Origin of the sequence: Rhizobium sp. RM, assembly GCF_013390595.1 — a bacterium.
GTDB lineage: Bacteria > Pseudomonadota > Alphaproteobacteria > Rhizobiales > Rhizobiaceae > Agrobacterium.
The window spans coordinates 331,927-348,244 of the sequence record NZ_JACAWV010000023.1; the positions used below are offsets into that span (position 1 = coordinate 331,927).

General features: G+C 56.2%; 17 protein-coding genes and 1 riboswitch. Of the genes, 2 read left to right on the forward strand and 15 right to left on the reverse strand.

Annotation, left to right across the window (positions count from 1 at the left end; genetic code table 11):
• Positions 1-16: 16 nt before the first annotated feature.
• On the reverse strand, positions 17-1,150 hold the full coding sequence (locus HWX89_RS24155) for an ABC transporter substrate-binding protein (protein ID WP_138792851.1): 1,134 nt from the start codon (positions 1,148-1,150) through the stop codon (positions 17-19).
• Between the two features lie 110 nt (positions 1,151-1,260).
• On the opposite strand from HWX89_RS24155, the gene HWX89_RS24160 reads away from it, so the two are divergent.
• Complete coding sequence (locus tag HWX89_RS24160) at positions 1,261-2,076, forward strand: class I SAM-dependent methyltransferase (RefSeq protein ID WP_138792852.1); 816 nt, start codon at positions 1,261-1,263, stop codon at positions 2,074-2,076.
• A gap of 56 nt (positions 2,077-2,132) precedes the next feature.
• Here the strand turns inward: HWX89_RS24160 and HWX89_RS24165 are convergent, their stop codons facing one another.
• The 5 genes from HWX89_RS24165 to HWX89_RS24185 are packed head-to-tail and all read right to left on the reverse strand — an operon-like array spanning position 2,133 to position 6,172.
• On the reverse strand, positions 2,133-2,915 hold the full coding sequence (locus HWX89_RS24165; RefSeq protein ID WP_138792853.1) for a class I SAM-dependent methyltransferase: 783 nt from the start codon (positions 2,913-2,915) through the stop codon (positions 2,133-2,135).
• Complete coding sequence (locus tag HWX89_RS24170; RefSeq protein ID WP_138792854.1) at positions 2,912-3,355, reverse strand: pseudoazurin; 444 nt, start codon at positions 3,353-3,355, stop codon at positions 2,912-2,914. Before HWX89_RS24170 ends, HWX89_RS24165 begins: the two co-directional genes overlap by 4 nt.
• Positions 3,352-4,152, reverse strand: coding sequence for an ABC transporter ATP-binding protein (locus HWX89_RS24175; protein WP_138792855.1), 801 nt, complete (start codon positions 4,150-4,152; stop codon positions 3,352-3,354). The genes HWX89_RS24170 and HWX89_RS24175 overlap by 4 nt, the downstream gene beginning before the upstream one ends.
• Positions 4,149-5,177, reverse strand: a complete 1,029-nt coding sequence (locus tag HWX89_RS24180) for a FecCD family ABC transporter permease (RefSeq protein WP_502707616.1) — start codon at positions 5,175-5,177, stop codon at positions 4,149-4,151. The genes HWX89_RS24175 and HWX89_RS24180 overlap by 4 nt, the downstream gene beginning before the upstream one ends.
• Entirely contained in the window at positions 5,174-6,172 is a 999-nt protein-coding gene (locus HWX89_RS24185; protein WP_502707618.1) for an ABC transporter substrate-binding protein, read from the reverse strand. Before HWX89_RS24185 ends, HWX89_RS24180 begins: the two co-directional genes overlap by 4 nt.
• 208 nt (positions 6,173-6,380) lie before the next feature.
• Positions 6,381-6,616: riboswitch (cobalamin riboswitch) on the reverse strand.
• 251 nt (positions 6,617-6,867) lie between these two features.
• On the opposite strand from HWX89_RS24185, the gene HWX89_RS24190 reads away from it, so the two are divergent.
• Positions 6,868-7,317, forward strand: coding sequence for an RrF2 family transcriptional regulator (locus HWX89_RS24190; protein ID WP_138792857.1), 450 nt, complete (start codon positions 6,868-6,870; stop codon positions 7,315-7,317).
• Between the two features lie 13 nt (positions 7,318-7,330).
• Here the strand turns inward: HWX89_RS24190 and HWX89_RS24195 are convergent, their stop codons facing one another.
• The 9 genes from HWX89_RS24195 to HWX89_RS24235 all read right to left on the reverse strand — a co-directional run bounded on the left by HWX89_RS24195 (position 7,331) and on the right by HWX89_RS24235 (position 16,309).
• Entirely contained in the window at positions 7,331-8,272 is a 942-nt protein-coding gene (locus tag HWX89_RS24195) for an acyl-CoA dehydrogenase family protein (RefSeq protein WP_138792858.1), read from the reverse strand.
• Between the two features lie 69 nt (positions 8,273-8,341).
• A complete protein-coding gene (locus HWX89_RS24200; RefSeq protein WP_138792859.1) occupies positions 8,342-8,887 on the reverse strand; it encodes a flavin reductase family protein in 546 nt (181 codons plus the stop codon).
• 179 nt (positions 8,888-9,066) lie between these two features.
• Entirely contained in the window at positions 9,067-10,233 is a 1,167-nt protein-coding gene (gene ssuD, locus HWX89_RS24205) for an FMNH2-dependent alkanesulfonate monooxygenase (RefSeq protein WP_138792860.1), read from the reverse strand.
• Between the two features lie 194 nt (positions 10,234-10,427).
• Positions 10,428-10,625, reverse strand: a complete 198-nt coding sequence (locus HWX89_RS24210; protein ID WP_138792861.1) for a hypothetical protein — start codon at positions 10,623-10,625, stop codon at positions 10,428-10,430.
• A 172-nt stretch (positions 10,626-10,797) separates the two neighbouring features.
• Positions 10,798-11,979: a YeeE/YedE family protein gene (locus HWX89_RS24215; RefSeq protein ID WP_138792862.1), complete on the reverse strand. Its 1,182-nt coding sequence runs from the start codon at positions 11,977-11,979 to the stop codon at positions 10,798-10,800.
• Positions 11,980-12,062: 83 nt separating this feature from the next.
• Positions 12,063-12,992: a sulfurtransferase gene (locus HWX89_RS24220; protein ID WP_138792863.1), complete on the reverse strand. Its 930-nt coding sequence runs from the start codon at positions 12,990-12,992 to the stop codon at positions 12,063-12,065.
• 218 nt (positions 12,993-13,210) lie between these two features.
• Positions 13,211-13,828 (reverse strand): alpha/beta hydrolase, encoded by a 618-nt coding sequence (locus HWX89_RS24225; RefSeq protein WP_138792864.1) that lies wholly within the window; start codon positions 13,826-13,828, stop codon positions 13,211-13,213.
• A 241-nt stretch (positions 13,829-14,069) separates the two neighbouring features.
• Positions 14,070-15,281, reverse strand: coding sequence for an acyl-CoA dehydrogenase family protein (locus HWX89_RS24230; RefSeq protein ID WP_138792865.1), 1,212 nt, complete (start codon positions 15,279-15,281; stop codon positions 14,070-14,072).
• Complete coding sequence (locus tag HWX89_RS24235) at positions 15,278-16,309, reverse strand: ABC transporter substrate-binding protein (RefSeq protein WP_138792934.1); 1,032 nt, start codon at positions 16,307-16,309, stop codon at positions 15,278-15,280. The genes HWX89_RS24230 and HWX89_RS24235 overlap by 4 nt, the downstream gene beginning before the upstream one ends.
• Positions 16,310-16,318 lie beyond the last annotated feature (9 nt).

Sequence of the window (16,318 nt, forward strand, 5' to 3'; positions counted from 1 at the left end):
CGCCAGTCCTGTGCTGTTACTTTTCGTCCTTCAGAGAGACGAAGTAACCAGGCTTGTAGTCGAGTGGCAGGAAGCGCGCGTGCAGTTCCTTGAACGTTGCTTCCGGATCGAGATCCGCGAAGAGCTCCGGATGCAGCCACTTCGCCATCTCCTGAATGGCGACAAACTGATACGGATTGTTGTAGAACTGGTGCCAGATCGCGTGGACATTGCCGTCCTGAACCGCCTTGACTCCCGTGAAGGCAGGGCGCTTCGTAAGGCCTTCGAGCTTGCGGCGCGCTTCCTTCAGATCAGCACCATAACCGACGCCAACCCACTTTCCGCCAGGAACATAGGCGTCCCACTTGCCACCGGTGACGATGATCTGGTCCGGGTTGGAGGCGATAACCTGCTCCGGGTTGACCGTGCCGAACGTGCCGGGAATGATGTCCTTGGCCATGTTGATGCCACCGGCGATCTCGACCATCTTGCCAAAGTTCTCGTTACCGAACGACATGCAGCAATCGTCCGAATAACCGCCTGCACGTTCGACGAAGACCACCGGCTTCTTCGGATTTTCCTTGTCAAGAACGTCCGTGACACGCTTGATGCTGTCAGAACGGAACTTGATGAAGTCTTCAGCCAGCGCCTCCTTGCCCATCAGCTTGCCCATGACGCGCATGCTCGGCTCGGTGTTTTCCATCGGCTTCTCACGGAAGTCGACATAGACCAGCGGAATACCTACCTTGCCGAGCTTTTCGATATAACCGGCTTCTTCCGTTGCGGTCTTCGCATCGATGTTCATTAGGATGACGTCGGGCTTCAGCGCAACGGCCTGTTCGATGTCGAACGTGCCGTCCTTCATGCCGCCAAACGTCGGCAGCTTGGCAATATCGGGGTATTTCGCCAGATAGGCGTCATAGGTTTCAGGATCGGCCTTCGGCAGATCGTCACGCCAGCCGACCACGTGCTTGAAAGGATTTTCCTTGTCGAGTGCGGCCAGGAAGTAAATCTGACGCCCCTCCCCGAGGATAACGTTGGAAACGGGGACATTGACCTCCACGTCGCGACCCGTCACATCCTTGACGGTGATCTTTTCGGCAAATGCCGGCCAGACGGCGGAAACAAGAAGGCCAAAAGTAAGCGCAGCAAATTTACCTGGGACGCGCATCGGATTATCTCTCCAGTGATGACTGTGCGGGCCTCTATTCTTTTATGACTGCCATAGTCAACATTTATGTTTTAGAGCGGTTCTCAACTACCGACACGAAAGCCAGAAAAATGCACGAACTTGCCGAGCACGGACGCAACGACAGTCTTCGAGACGAGATAAAGGCCTATTGGTCGGGACGGGCTGCGACCTTTGACCTGTCCCCCGGCCACGAAATATTTTCCGACATCGAACGGGAGGCCTGGCACGCCCTGGTTCTGAAGCATCTTGGGCCGGGAGACGGCCGTGCAGCGCTTGATCTGGCGAGCGGCACGGGCGTCATTTCGCATCTGATGGACGATCTCGGCTATCGCGTTACAGGCATGGACTGGTCTGAGGACATGCTGCAACTCGCACGGGCCAAGGCGAAGTCACGTGGCCGAAATATCCGTTTCTTCGTCGGCGACGCAGAGAGAACCATGGAACCGGATGAAAGTGCTGACGTCATCATCACGCGGCATCTGGTCTGGACGCTTGTCGATCCGAAGGCCAGTTTTGAGGAGTGGTTCCGTGTTCTCAAACCCGGTGGACGCCTGCTCATCATCGACGGCGATTTCGTCAACACAGGTTTGCGAGAGCGCCTCGTCAAGAAGCTCGCGGCAATCCTTGAACGGACAGGCTTCATCAAAGCCGATCAGCCACACAGGCCGGCAGACAGCTCCAATACCTTCAACAGCATTCTTTCTCGTGTCTACTTTGCGAAGGGCGCTCGGGCCCCTGACGTCGCCGCCCTGCTTCGCAGCACCGGTTTCATGCCTGTCACCATCGACCAGGACCTGCGTGCGATCCACCGCGCACAGGCCAAGAACTTCACCTTCTTCAAAGGCGTTCTACGGGGCCTGCAACATCGCTACGCGGTTGTGGCCGTGAAACCCGATTCAGCCTGAAAGCCTGATGGTTTCGTCCGCGAGCCATCAGGAGTTCGTAGCCGTGCCGCAGCACTTCACGCCTTGCGGCACGATAGAATGAAGCGGCGATAGACATAGGTTCGCAATCTGTTGCGCAGATCTGCCGTCTTTCGTTGGGCCGCGGCGATCGGAGCATGCGACGCCGTCTGGACGTCGACGAAACCCGCACCCTCAATGAAGGGTTGCAGCTTTTCAACACTCAGACCGTCTCCGAACGGCAGTCGCGCCATGATATTCTGGTGGCGATCACTCAGCGCGCCGTCATAATGGTGATCCTTACCAAGCACCCGATCAATCATGCCAACAGCCAATAGTGCGAGACGCCCAAACGGCGCGGGCTTTGCCCAATCACCGTCAAAAATCAGAAGTTTACCGCCCGATCTCAAAACGCGATGCCAGTCAGAGAATGCACGTTCCGCATCCGTCAGCGTCCAGACTAGATGCCGGCAGACAACTGCATCATAGTCGCCGTCCGGCTCCATCGTATTCTCCGCATCGGCGAGAATGAAGCGCGCTTTGGGATTACCGGCATGTTTGCGCTTTGCAACTGCGAGCATATGCTCCGAGAAGTCGAGCGCCGTGACCTCATGTCCAAGTGACAGCAAGACATTCGTCACTTCCCCGGTTCCGCAGGCAAGTTCAAGCACCCGCAGCGGTTTCGTGCCGAGATGCTGCCTGGCAGCCTGTGCCCACGCATCCAGTTCGGGTCCCGGGGGTATGCGATGTCCAAAAGCCAGATCAAAGGTCTTTGAACGCTCTGACCAGTAGTCACGGATGTCTTCCTTCAGACCGTGGTTGATGCCGAATGCCTCGCTCAATTTCCCACCTCACCCGCACGCTGGAAGAGTGCATCCATCCGAGGCTTGGCCCGCCCCGGCACATCGATCGTCTTGTAGCTTTCCGGCAAGGATGCCTCGCCGACCTTGATGAGCATGACCATTCCCATCCCGTAATGCGGTGAGCATTTGATCCCGTAGAAACCGTGGGTCTCGAACGTCGTTACGAATTCGTCGTTGATCTTGCTCTTGAAACCTTCAACGCCATCCGGAACCATTCCGTCAATCGTCGCCGCATTGTGGCTTTTATGCGTGGGAACAAAGCGTACAACGTCGCCGGGTGAAATTTCCAGGAAATCGGGCTCGAAGACCATGGAGCCGTTTTCGCCGCGATTGAGCATCTTGACCTCAAAGGTTTCCGCCATCGCCTGCATCGAGAGACCGACTGTAAAGCAAAGCCCGAGCGTGATTGCCCTGATCATATGATTGATACCCTTTTCGGTGAATTTTCCTGCCTGTGCGCAGGCAAAAAGCGAATGTGACAAAAGCCGCTCTCGTCTGTCGTGACCACAGCCTCGACACCAAAGACTGCGCCGATACGCGCGGCGGTGAGAACCTCGTGCGGTGATCCAATGGCGACAATCTGGCCCTTATCCACGACGGCAATCCGGTCGCAGAACATCGCCGCATGATTGAGGTCGTGAAGAGCTGCGACCACCGTCAACCCCTGCTTGCGCACGAGATCGAGGAGGCCGATCTGATGACCGATATCGAGATGGTTGGTCGGCTCGTCCAGGAGCAGTATCCGGGACTCCTGCGCCAGTGCGCGTGCAATGTGCAGTCGCTGACGCTCGCCGCCTGACAGATGGTGCCAGCTCCGTTCGGCCTTATCGGACATATCGACGTCCGAGAGCGCCGTATCAACGATGGCATCATCCTTTTGCGACCAGCCTGAAAGCGGCCCGAGATAGGGTGTCCGTCCGAGTTCAACGGCCTGCCGCGCGGAAATTCGCTCCGTGGTTTCAGCTTGCTGCTCGACAAGTGCCAGTTTCCGGGCAAGTTCACGGCGACCGAAAGATAAAAGCGGACGGCCTTCCACCATTACGTTACCACGACGCGGACGGCGTATTCCCGCCAACATCGACAGGAGCGTGCTCTTGCCGGACCCGTTCGGTCCGATGATCCCAAAAAACTCGCCGGAACGCACATCAAATGATGCTCCGCGTACGATCTCGAGACTTCCGGCGCTCCAGTGCAAATCGTTCGCTGAAATGTTCATCGCCCAACCCTCTTCTGTCCAAGAAGGAACGCGAAGGCAGGCGCGCCAAACAGCGCCGTGATAACCCCGATCGGCAAAACCTGCCCGGGAATAACGATGCGGGATAGAATGTCGGCGATGATCATGAAGACCGCACCCGTCAACGCGGTTACAGGCAGGAGAATGGCGTGGCGAACACCGACGAGCATGCGCGCGGCGTGCGGAATGACCAACCCGATAAAGCCGATTGAACCGACCAGCGACACCATCACGGCCGTCATCGTGGCCGACACGCAGATCAATACGGCATAGACACCGCGGACAGGAACACCGAGAGATGCGGCTGCATTCGCGCCGAAGGAAAATGCATCGAGTGCTCGCGCATGCCACAAGCAGACGGCAAGCCCAACCAGGCAGACCGGGAGCGCCAACCAGACATCAGGCCAGCGAACACCGGAAAGGTTTCCAAGCAGCCAGAACATGATGCCGCGTGCCTGTTCAGCGTTTGCGGATTTTGTCACGACGAATGACGTAAGGGCATTAAAGAGCTGCGAGCCCGCGACACCAGCCAGGATGATGGCGCTGTTGCCATGTCCCGCCCGAATTGCGAGCAGGCTGACGAGCGTGAAAGCAATGAGAGCGCCGATCAATGCACCGACAGGCATCGTCAGCATCCCAGCCCCGAAACCGAGCAGGGCGACGGCGACAGCCCCGGTCGATGCACCCGCGGAAATGCCGAGGATATAGGGATCGGCAAGGGGATTACGCAGGAGTGATTGCAACACGGCCCCTGCTAGAGCAAGCGAAGCACCGCAACAGGCAGCCACCACGGCCCGGCTTAATCTGTAACTCCAGACGATCCCCTCATCGAGTGGTTCGAGCGGATACCCTGCATGGAAAACCCGATTGGCTATGGTTTTGAGAACGACATCGAAGGGGATCGACGTCTCACCGATGGCCGCACCCGCAACAAGCGCGGCAATCAGGAGAACGAGTGCGGCAAGGGCCGCACTCACTCTGGTTGGATTGAGAAAACCCGGTCTCACTTGGCGAGGCCGGATGCGGCAATCGCATCAGCCAGCGTCTCGATGCCTTCGATCGTCCGGATCGTCGGGTTCATGGCCTGCGCATCCATGTCGAATATGTGGCCTTCCTTGACTGCGGGCATGATGCTTGCAACGGGATCGCTGGCAAGGAATTCGCGTTTCACAACGACATCATCTGCGGGGAAGCGACGGCGGTCCATCTTTCCGGCCACGATGATGGTCGGATTGGCCTTGGCCACGGTTTCCCAACCGACGGTCGGCCATTCCTCATCGCTTTCGATGACGTTTTTAATGCCAAGCGCAGACATGATGTAGCCCGGAGCACCCTTGCGACCGGCGACATAGGGATCGATATCGAGTTCGGCGCTGGAGAACCAGAAGACGGCAGAAAGCTTTCCTTCAGCCGACGCGATCTTCGCGCGTGCCACTTCCTCGCGCTTTTTCAAATCACTGACGATTTCTTCGCCGCGATCCTGAACATTGAAGATTCTCGCAAGATCGCGAACCTCCCGATAGATCAACTCCATCGTGAAAACTTCGTTTCGTACGCCGTCTCCACCGCCCGAATTGTCCTTGCCCATGCAGTCGGCAGGAGACGTGTAGACCGGAATGCCCAATTCCTCGAATTGCTCGGGGGTTGCAACGACACCTTCTGGGCCGATCTGCCACTGAAATTGTGTCGTCACCAGATCCGGCTTTTTGCCGATCACTGCCTCGAAGCTTGGATCGTTATCGGCCAATCGCTCAATCTTGGCATTGGCGTCCTCGTAGCCTTTTAGGACCGGGCCGATCCACAGAGCCGTACCGGCAACCTTGTCGGAAAGACCGAGCAGGTAAAGAACTTCCGTTGTACTCTGACCTACGGATACGGTGCGTGTCGGAGCCTGCTTGAAAGTGATCTCGCGACCGCAATTGTTGATTGTCAACGGATAGGTGGTTTCGGCGGCATGTGCCGGCTGCGCGAGGGGAAAAACAGCAATGGCAGATGCAAACAAGGCCGCGCCAAAGGACAAAGGTTTAAATTCGAACATGCGTTCTCCAGTCAGTGTGTTTGCGTCGTGTGATGGGAAAAATTGCAAAGCGTCAAAGCGCATTGCGACAAACGTCCGACATTCCTGGAAATGGAGAACAAGACACGGAACAAATGTCCGCGCGTGAAGGTATCATAACCTGCTCCTCTTCCGGGCATCCCCGCCCGTAATGATGGTCGTTGTTCTGACGGCAGGTCTCCTGGCTCACGAATATCTATCGTCCACCTACCTTCCCGCATCTCTTCAAGATGCAGTGGCATGACGCCTCAAGCGCCACGAGGATGGACGGTAATCCGCTTACAGTTGCGGGGGCAGCCATGGCATTGAACCGTCAAGCAGGTCCGCACCATGTTCCCTATTAATCCCCTCACCCTTTGGGTTCGAGGAACCGTCGTCCGTTGACATACGCAGCAACGCCCGGTGCGTCAATGCCTTGCCGGCATCCAGATGCTCCGATGAATTGCGTTTCTCTTCCTGGGGGAGAATGGAAAGAAATGTCTTGGCGTCGTGGAGCCTCGAAAATTCGAGCCGACGCCTGCACTTTCAGCGCGAAAAGCCCGATAAACAGGCTTGCAGAGGAATTCGCTAAAAACTACTTAGTAAGTTGAAAACAATCGATCCGGCATTTCAGAGTAAGCCGGTTGCACCCGGGCGGAACAATGCTGACGAAAAAAGGCAAATACGGACTGAAGGCTCTCGTTGATCTGGCACGCCTTCCGCCTGGTGAGACGGCCTTCGTGACCGAGATTGCAACGCGCAACAATATTCCAAAGAAATTCCTCGATACGATCCTTCTGGAATTGCGAAATACCGGCATTCTGCGTTCAAAAAAGGGTCCGAACGGCGGTTATTCGCTGTCGAAAATGCCAAACGAGATCATGATCGGACAGGTTATCCGGACGCTTGATGGCCCCTTGGCACCCATCCGTTGCGCCAGCCGCACCGCTTTCGAAGCATGCGATGACTGTGACGATCCGGATAACTGTCAGGTAAGGTTGTCGATGACAGACGTTCGAGACGCCATCGCAACCATCCTCGACAATATGACACTGGCCCAGTTCGTGGAAAAGGACGCCGCAAGCGCTCAATCCATCCCAGCCGGCAAATAAACGGCGTAACAGCCTACCGACTGAGCAGGTCACTACCGAGAACAGCGACCGGATGACTTGTGCTGTCTGTCACGGCGCTTCTCATTCTGGTCATCAATATCTCGAGAGCGGCGGCGCTATGCCGAACGGATTGAACAGTAACATGCTCAGCCCCGACCTGTGCCGCATCGATGATTGCTGCGACACGCGTGATTAGCGCCTTCAACAACTCGGTCCCAAGATAGGCCTCGCCGACTTCAAGCGCTGTGACACCTTCATTTGTCGGGCTGCGTTCAATCAGATCGGATAGGATGCACTGCGTCTGCCCAAGCAGAATTGCCGCGCGCAGCAGGGTTGCGACCGAAATCGGAAGGTTTTCTGCGCCTAAGGTGATCGGCAACACGTCATCGACGCGCAGGTCCGTCTCCACGGCAGCGGATCTCCGGTTTTTCACCACGACGAGCACGGGCTGGCGAAGATAATTGAGCGCGGGCATGACGATCCAGTCGACATCGGAACGAACAGACGTCAGCCGCGCATCGGAAACCCAAAATGACAAGTCGTCCCCGAGCAGTACCGGGTGCTCCGGATCTGGAGAATCTGCAACCAGAAAAAATGTCTCTCCAAAACCTGCCCGGGCAAAGAGCGCTCTACGTTGATCTTCACTCCCGGCATTGCGAACAAATTCCAGAGCTTTGAAGTGATCGGCAAGGCGGCCTGCAATATCCTCATCCGCTTCTGCAATGATCGTTACAGCCTGTGCCAGCAGATCGTTTGTCACATCCGCACCGCCCAGATCGCTCGGAACAGAGAGCGAAAGCAGTCCCGAATGCGACATCGCCTCGTGGACCCGGTCAGCAGTCGCCACGCCGCATCTACGGGCAATCGCGCGCGCTGCGGTCAGGATATCGTCGTCAGCGAAAAGTTGTGGCGGAACGGAGCGTATCTTCTCATTGAACTGCGTAACAGAACCCATGCTCAACTCCCTCAAAAGCTTCAAACACAGACAGCGGGATACTCATCTCGCGCGCAGCTTCACCAGGGCTTAGCCCAGCGCGTGATAGCGACCATTCTGGTAGACAAGCGAGGCACCATTGCCGATCCGGATTGCTTCCACCTTGCCGATGACGATGACATGGCTGTGCCGTTCGATGGCCTCTTCCACCGTGCAATCGATGGCCGCGACGGCGTCTTCCAATATCGGTGCCCCGCTGGCGAGCCTGGTCCACTCCGCGCCGCGATAACGCTCAACGCCCTTCAGGCCACCGATGCCGGCAAACTGGTTTGCAACGAACTGGTGGTGCTCGCCGATGATATTGATGGCGAAGTGGCCAAAGCGTTGAACAATCGGCCAGGTCGAGGAAGACCGGTTCAGGGCGACGAGCATTCTTGGAGGATCGACAGACAAGGCAGTGGCCGAGGTCACCGTTGCGCCAGTGCGCAACTCACCCTCACCTGCCGTCACGAGACTGACACCGCCGCCAAGCGCTCTCAGCGCAACCTTCAGACTATCGGCATCGGCGACACGATCCGAAACGCTCCCCTTTGCAGCCCTGAACTGTTCATCATTTGCGGCAAATTGCACTGTCATGGAAAGCTCCCGAAATCATTTGCATTGTCTAAACAGTTAGCGGGCCGGGCGATTTCTACACAGGCATTCTTTTTCATATTTGATATATTATATGGAATTAATGTTTTAATTGCTGACGACGCGCAGCGTCGCCATGCGCCTGTGCTGCGACGCGAAGCAATCTCCGCGCCGCCAATCGATCATGATCCAGATGCAAGCTTGATGTTGCCGCCATGACCTCCACCACCGAAGGCCTGTTGGGCGCCGAAGGATGAGCGGATTTGATTTCGTGGCGCGGCGAGACCAATTTCGGGGAATAGCAGTTCCGAAACGCGGTACGCTTCCTCTAGGTGGGGGTACCCGGAGGCAATCACAGTGTCGATGCCGAGATCCTGATATTCCCGCAAGCGGGCAGCGACGGTTTTGGGTGAGCCGACCAAAGCCGTTCCGGCGCCTGAGCGAACAAGTCCGATACCTGCCCATAAATTTGGAGAGACTTCCAGGCTGTCGCGTCGGCCGTTGTGCAAAGCCTGCATGCGCGCCTGGCCAACGGAATCGGATGCCTTGGAAAAGACCTCCTGCGCGGCGGCAATTGTTTCATCGGAAAGTTTTGAAATCAGTCTGTCCGCATCCGCCCACGCTTCTTCGTCGGTCTCTCGCACAATGAAGTGCAGCCGAATTCCGAACGTCACTTCGCGGCCCTGTTTTGCAGCGGCGGCGCGCACCTTGGCGATCTTTTCGCCAACCTGTGCGGGCGGTTCGCCCCAAGTGAGATATTTATCGGTTATGCCTGCAGAAAACTCGATCCCCGCGTCCGACGACCCACCGAAATAAATTGGCGGACGCTCCTGAACGGGCGGCAAGCCCAGTCTTGCATCATGTGCCCTGATGTATTTTCCGTCGAGATTGGCTTTGCCGGTTTCAATCAGCGAATTGAAAACCTCGAAAAATTCTCCAGCATGATCGTAGCGCTCGTCATGCGGCAAGAAGATACCGTCACCCGCCAGTTCCTGCGAACTTCCACCAACGACAATGTTGAGCAACAATCGCCCGCGAGAGACGCGATCAAGCGTGGATGCCATACGTGCATAATAGGCTGGCGAAGCGACACCCGGCCTTATGGCAACGAGAAACTTCAGTTTCTCCGTATGGGCAGCGAGATTGGCCGCGAGAATGAACGATTCCTCACATGCAACGCCTGTTGGAATGAGTACGCCGGAATAACCGAGGCGATCGGAAGCCTGTGCAATTTCCTTGAAATAGTCGGGATCAGCAGGGCGTGAGAGGTCGTCCGAGCCAAGATAACTCCCGTCACCCGAGGAAGGTATGAACCAAAGAAAATCGAGCGGCTTATCTGTCTTGCTCATTGAGAAACCTCTGCAGTTTGCCCGGCTGGGCTTCCTAGACCGAGGTAAAAGGGTAGCCATTTCTCCGAGGCATTTAAGAAATTTTGTTCCAATTTGCGATCAGGAGAGAGAGTTTCTCTCTACACAAGGATGTAATCACGTCGAACGCGGCACGACGGGTGCGAAGCCGATCCCGCCTGTCCCACCCTGCTTGACTAGAGCATCGGGTGGAAGCCGAACGTCGCAAATGCGATTTCGGAGATCTCTTTCCTCTCCAGTTCCAGATCGGTTTTCTCCTGCTCCTTTGCCAAGTCTCCGCTGACTGGTACGTCAAAGTCCGGCGATGGCTCCAAATGGGCCGTACCGTGCGAACCGATGAGATCAAACGCAAATGATTGCAGTGCTTGCAGCATGGTCAGTCTCCAGCAACGAAATCGTCATATCGTTAAGTGAAAGGCCCGGACCGTCAAGATTTTCCACTAAATCACTATTCTATTTTCGCGTTCGCACACGATGGTTTCAACCCGGAAAATTCGCAGCCGTGGAAGGCGGTTTCAAACGGGTGAGAGCAACCAAATTCACGTCCTATGGCAACGCAAAACGACGTTTGACGATAAGGCCACAAAAGGCGCCAAGACCGCAAAAAAGTAAGAACACCCAGCCGGACAAGGCGCCCGCGTGAATGCCTGATAGCAATACACCAATGGTGCACCCCAACGCGGTCATGCCACCCCAGCCCATTAGCACACCGCCGACAAATCGGGTCGCCAACCCACCTGGAGATGGCCATGATGGCTTGAACTTCTCCGAAACCAACGCGGAGGCGAGACTTGCAACAACAAGCCCAACAACGAAAATGCCGTTTGCAGAAAGCAGCGTGGTTTTGACCGCGCTTATGCAACCCCGCACCGTATCGAGCCCAGCCAGCGTTTCGGACATCCAGCCTTGCTGGGTGGAAACGGTTCTAACAATGCTTCCCAACTCAGCCGTGACGCCAATGGGTGCAAGCCGAAAATACGAGAATGCGCTGATAGACGCCACGAGGATGCCGGTGACGACAGGGGGCCAGCGGGCGATGAACACCCGTGTCAGTGCCTGATGCAACTTTGCGTCTGCCGCCTTTTCGGGCGGGATGTCGTTGTTGTTATCCGCGTAAAGAACAAGGGCAATCAGGATCGCGAGTACGAAAAACGACACAATGAACGTTGGACCGTATCCCAGGTAGTGCGGCAGCCACACAGGAATGTCGTCGTACACAGCCAGGCTGTAGAGAAAATTCCAACTGAGGAACGCCACGAAAAAACCGACGGCCGCACCGGCAAGCGCCAAAAGCGATCCATAGGCGCCCTCCCCGAGACGATAAAAATGACCGGAGAGGCATGAGCCCGACAAAGCGGCGCCCAAACCGAAAATCCATGCGGAAACCGCGAGCACCCAGCCGACAGGACCAACATGCGCGTTGGGTGGCAAACGACCCGGCTGTGGAACAGGGACCCAGGCCATCATGACAATCTGGTAGAATACGACCCCTACAAGCAAGGCTACAAAAATCGCGACAAGTCCATCAGAGCGCCTGTTTTCGACGAAATCGCGAAAATTGCAAAGAAAACAAAAGCGACCGCGCTGCAGGACAATGCCGAAGGCTGCCCCGGCAAGCAGCGCAAACCCCAATTGACGCCCCTCTACCAGCATGGAAACGCCGTAGAAGGTAAGAGCCAGTAAAGCTAACAGGGCAATGCCTGCCCAGCGATGGAACCGTAAATTCATGAGATGGCCAGGCAAATCTTTCAATTAACGTCGCCAGCACGCCTAACGCGGCGTGCTGGTCGTCGATGGGATATGATCAGTGGTTATTTGCCGGTCCAGACGGTTCCAGTCGGGTTGCTGATCGGGACGCCGACGGCATTGCCGTATTCCGTCCATGAGCCATCGTAGTTGCGGACATCGTATCCAAGTATTTTCTTCAAGGCGAACCAGGTGTGGCTCGATCGCTCACCAATACGGCAATATGTGATGACCGGAGCTGTACCGTCGATGCCCTTTTCGGCATAAATCGCCTTGATTTCTTCAGCCGACTTGAACGTTCCGTCCTTGTTGACGATGGTGCCCCATGGGACATTTACTGCGCCTGGAATATGGCCCGCCCGCACTGACAGTTCCTTGACGCCATCGGGCGCAAAGATTTTGCCGGAATATTCATCTGCCGAGCGGATATCGACGAGCTTGATATTGTGCTTACCTTCAGCCACAGCGACGACATCGATAAAACGGGCGCGAACTGACGGGTCGCGCTCCTTCAACGTCAGTGTTGTTGCCGTCGTTTTTGGCGCGGAGGTGTCCAGGGGCAGACCCTCAGCCTCCCAAAGCTTACGACCACCGTCCAGAAGTTTCACCCGATCGCCCAGACCATAGGTTTCGAAGATCCACGCTCCCCAGGCTGCGAACCAGTTGTTGTTATCGCCGTACAAGACAATCGTTGTATCATCGCCAATACCGGCCTGCTGTAGCAGGCTTTGGAAATGCTCTCGAGAGGCGATATCGCGACGTTCCTTGTCAACGAGATCGGTGTGCCAGTTCAGATTGGTCGCGCCGGGAATATGGCCACGCTCGTAAACGCCGGTGTCGACACTGACTTCGAAAACCTTGACTTTCGGATTTTCCAGATTTTGCTTTAGCCAGTCCGCCGTAACCAGCGCGTCCGACGCATTGGCCGATGCCAGACCGACCGTTGAAAGCAACAATCCCCCGAATACGGACGCCAGCAACTTGATATTGGACATTTCCCTACCCCTTCCTGATTTGATGACAATGGAAGGGTAGAAAGAAAGCGGCGGCACGCGAAGAAACCATTTTCCATATTATCGATAGGAAAGGAATAACTCGGTCAAAAACAATCAAAACGAGAAGATTAATTCACTATGCCAATTTATCTGCATTAAAAAATCCCGTAGGTTGTATATCGTACCCTACTGGGGATCAAACCCTTTGCTCAGTCTTTTTATCGGGGCAGAGCCTCGGTATAGGCGCGGTATGGAGGCGGTAATGTGTGGCGGTCGCGCCCGATAGCTGGAATGTTTTCGACAGAAACGCTCTTCAATCTGTCGAGCAATCCGTAGCCCTGCGACCAGCGTCCGAAGCCGCTGGCAATGTTGATATGCCCGACATCGCCGAGATTAAGGAGATCGCTGCCCCAGGCGGCGCTTGTTGATGCTAGCTCTTCCGGCTCCATGTAGGGGTCAGACATGCTACCAACAACAAGGCTCGGAAACGGGAGCGGATCGGTCGGAAACTCACCAAACCGCACGATGCATGGATGGAGCGCCTCGACCTTTTGAAGGTGGGCGGGTGCGACTAACAACGCAGCCTTTATCTTGGCAGCAAGGGGACGCGCAGCCATATTGGCGACCAACAGGCAACCAAGGCTATGAGCAACGATGTAGGCGCCGTCACTAGCCGCGATCGCATCCTCCAGCCTCACCAGCCAGTCCTCTAGGACCGGGCACTGCCAATCATCCTGATCGACTAGGCTCGCGTCCGAATGATCCAGCAGCCAGTGCCGCTGCCAATGTCCTTCATCCGAACCATTGAGGCCAGGCACGATCAAGGTGGTACACATGTTTGCTCCGTGGATTGCTTGCGTCCCACAGCCAAGATGATGAATTCCACTATTTTAGTCGACTATTACATTTTCATGCGCCCGAGAGATCGGGAAAAAAGCATCCATTCATTTTCAAAAGCGTGAAAAAAGCATCGCTTCAGATTTCTGCGATGAGCGAAACCGGCAAACTAAGTGTGATATCTCTCAGTCGGCGAGACGCTTGCAAGGCGCCTGAAGGCGCCTGCAAGCTCCAATCTTGTTAGCGAACTGTATGACGCACGTCAGCGGGGTTTTCGGCCGCGCTTTTCCTGATCAGTTCACGACCGATGATCGTACGGATCATATGGCTCTGCGGCGCATGTGCTCTTGCAGTGATCGCATTCCGGTGATGGCGCTCCAGATGATAATCCCGGCGCAAACCGCGATTGCCGCCAAGCTCCAGTGCCAGATCGGTGATCGTTACCGCATTCTCGATGACCACATGGCGCACGGCCAGCGCATCGGTGCCGACCTGCTTCTTGTCATCGATATCGCGCCCGACAGAGGTCAGAAGGCGCCTGTTGGCGGCAATCAATACCTCGATTTGCCCGAGCGCTTCCTGAATTCTCGGTATCGATGAAAGTGGTGCGCCGAGGCTCGCCGGCACATGGCCGTTCAGATGCTTTAGCAGATCGTTGCGGGCTGAGACGGCGACGCCATGGTAGACAGCCGCCAGCATAACAAAGAAGTTATACCCGTCGACCTCATCCCGGCGAAGAGGCTCACTCGCTGGCTGCTCGGCAACGACGTTTTCCAGAGGCACCCGGACGTCATTCAAAAGCAAGTCATCACTCGCGGTCGCAAACATGCCTGTCGCGTCCCAGGCCTTCTCACGGCCGATACCACCGAGGTCGAGAGGAACTAGCAACTGGATCAGTCGCGGCGTCTCCTCATCCGTTGTCGCCAGAACGATCGCCCATTTCAGACCGGGTAGCCCGGTTACGAAACTCTTGCGACCGTTGACGACCCAGGCCTCTCCTTCGATGCGCGCGCTCGTCTCCGGCAAGCCACCGTGGGCTGGAGAACCAATGCCTGGCTCGGCCTGCGCATTATTGAGCAAAGCCGTTCCGGAAAGATTCGCCGTCAAGACTTTGGCAGCAAGAACATCAGGCCACTTGCCACGGCGAATGCTGCCGTGAACACTATAATGCATCGCGAGAACAAGGGCGGTAGAGGGGTCACCTTCAGCAATCGCAGCGATGACAGCCTGGGCTGTCTCGATCCCTTCGCCCCACCCCCCGGTTTCTTTAGACTGGATCAGGCTGAGAAGGCCTGACCTGAACAGCTCGACAAAATTCTCTGCAGGAAATTCACCTGTCCTGTCGTGAGCGGCCGCGGTCGTACCGAAGCCCTCAGCAAGCGATCTGGCAATATCGACCGGGTCTAAAGTGGGCCTTTGTGACGACGCCACTGCGGAAATCTGGACCGTCATGCAACTGCCCTTTCATCCGCCGGGACAAAACGGTCATCGATCCAGGTGTGAATGTCGAAATTGTCCTCAAGAAAACCCCATTCGTGCAGGAAATCCTTGTAGTGGCTGATGGCCGCTAGGAGCTCCTTGTCGAGGCCAAGGCCGAGATGGCGATGAACATCGGGGCCATTGGCAGCCAGAACCTGTTCTTCAGTGGCACCGGCTTCACGCGCAATGAAGCGCCTTGTCTCTTCCGGGTGCTCTTCTGCCCAGATAGACGCCTTGCGGATTGCGTCAACCAGGCGCTCGACAAGATCCGGACGTTCATCGGCCAGGCGAGCATCAACTGTCAGAACCCGCGGCGAACCCGAGTTAATGCGGATTTTCGGGTCGGGATGAAACCCGAACTCAATCACCTGGACTGCGCCAATCAGATTTGCTGCAGAGACACCGGCCGTCCCTTTGACAAAGATCGCATCGACCTCCCCGCGCAAGAGTGCAGCGATCTCCTCTCCGAACGATTGTCGGCGCTTCAGACCGAACAGCGAAGGTCCCTCCTGCGTTTCCAACACGGAATGGTCCTGGACAATGTCGATAAGCTCAACATCGCCGATCCGCAAACCTCCAAGAGACAAGGCCGAGACGACGCCCTTCAGCGCCGTTGCCCGCATGAAATCGACAATGCCCTCCGGCCTGCGCGGTACGCCAATGCGGCGCCCCGCTAGATCAGCAACCGTTCGAATACCTGTTTGCGGCAGCGTAATGATAGCCTGAAACTCGTCCGTCCATGTAATGCCGACGAGACGTGTATTGCGTCCTTCCGACCGGGCGCGAATGGGCGGTACGTTGCCACCGTGCCTGAATGACCATTCCAGCGTGTGGTTGAAATGGCTTTGCCTGATGGAACGATCCGGCGAATCGATGATCGATTTCAGGGCAATACCGACATCGCCAAAGGTTTTTTCGAGATAACCGAGCTGGACGGCCAGACCGACCGGGGTCGGAACCGGGCAGCGCGTATACCAGATTTCAGATAGTGGAGTGCTCATCGCTTGACC

Excerpts from the sequence above, each read along its gene's own strand:
- HWX89_RS24155 (WP_138792851.1), bottom strand. The coding sequence starts at position 1,150 with ATGCGCGTCCCAGGTAAATTTGCTGCGCTTACTTTTGGCCTTCTTGTT.
- HWX89_RS24160 (WP_138792852.1), top strand. The coding sequence starts at position 1,261 with ATGCACGAACTTGCCGAGCACGGACGCAACGACAGTCTTCGAGACGAG.
- HWX89_RS24170 (WP_138792854.1), bottom strand. The coding sequence starts at position 3,355 with ATGATCAGGGCAATCACGCTCGGGCTTTGCTTTACAGTCGGTCTCTCG.
- HWX89_RS24175 (WP_138792855.1), bottom strand. The coding sequence starts at position 4,152 with ATGAACATTTCAGCGAACGATTTGCACTGGAGCGCCGGAAGTCTCGAG.
- HWX89_RS24190 (WP_138792857.1), top strand. The coding sequence starts at position 6,868 with ATGCTGACGAAAAAAGGCAAATACGGACTGAAGGCTCTCGTTGATCTG.
- HWX89_RS24195 (WP_138792858.1), bottom strand. The coding sequence starts at position 8,272 with ATGGGTTCTGTTACGCAGTTCAATGAGAAGATACGCTCCGTTCCGCCA.
- HWX89_RS24200 (WP_138792859.1), bottom strand. The coding sequence starts at position 8,887 with ATGACAGTGCAATTTGCCGCAAATGATGAACAGTTCAGGGCTGCAAAG.
- ssuD (WP_138792860.1), bottom strand. The coding sequence starts at position 10,233 with ATGAGCAAGACAGATAAGCCGCTCGATTTTCTTTGGTTCATACCTTCC.
- HWX89_RS24210 (WP_138792861.1), bottom strand. The coding sequence starts at position 10,625 with ATGCTGCAAGCACTGCAATCATTTGCGTTTGATCTCATCGGTTCGCAC.
- HWX89_RS24215 (WP_138792862.1), bottom strand. The coding sequence starts at position 11,979 with ATGAATTTACGGTTCCATCGCTGGGCAGGCATTGCCCTGTTAGCTTTA.
- HWX89_RS24220 (WP_138792863.1), bottom strand. The coding sequence starts at position 12,992 with ATGTCCAATATCAAGTTGCTGGCGTCCGTATTCGGGGGATTGTTGCTT.
- HWX89_RS24225 (WP_138792864.1), bottom strand. The coding sequence starts at position 13,828 with ATGTGTACCACCTTGATCGTGCCTGGCCTCAATGGTTCGGATGAAGGA.
- HWX89_RS24230 (WP_138792865.1), bottom strand. The coding sequence starts at position 15,281 with ATGACGGTCCAGATTTCCGCAGTGGCGTCGTCACAAAGGCCCACTTTA.
- HWX89_RS24235 (WP_138792934.1), bottom strand. The coding sequence starts at position 16,309 with ATGAGCACTCCACTATCTGAAATCTGGTATACGCGCTGCCCGGTTCCG.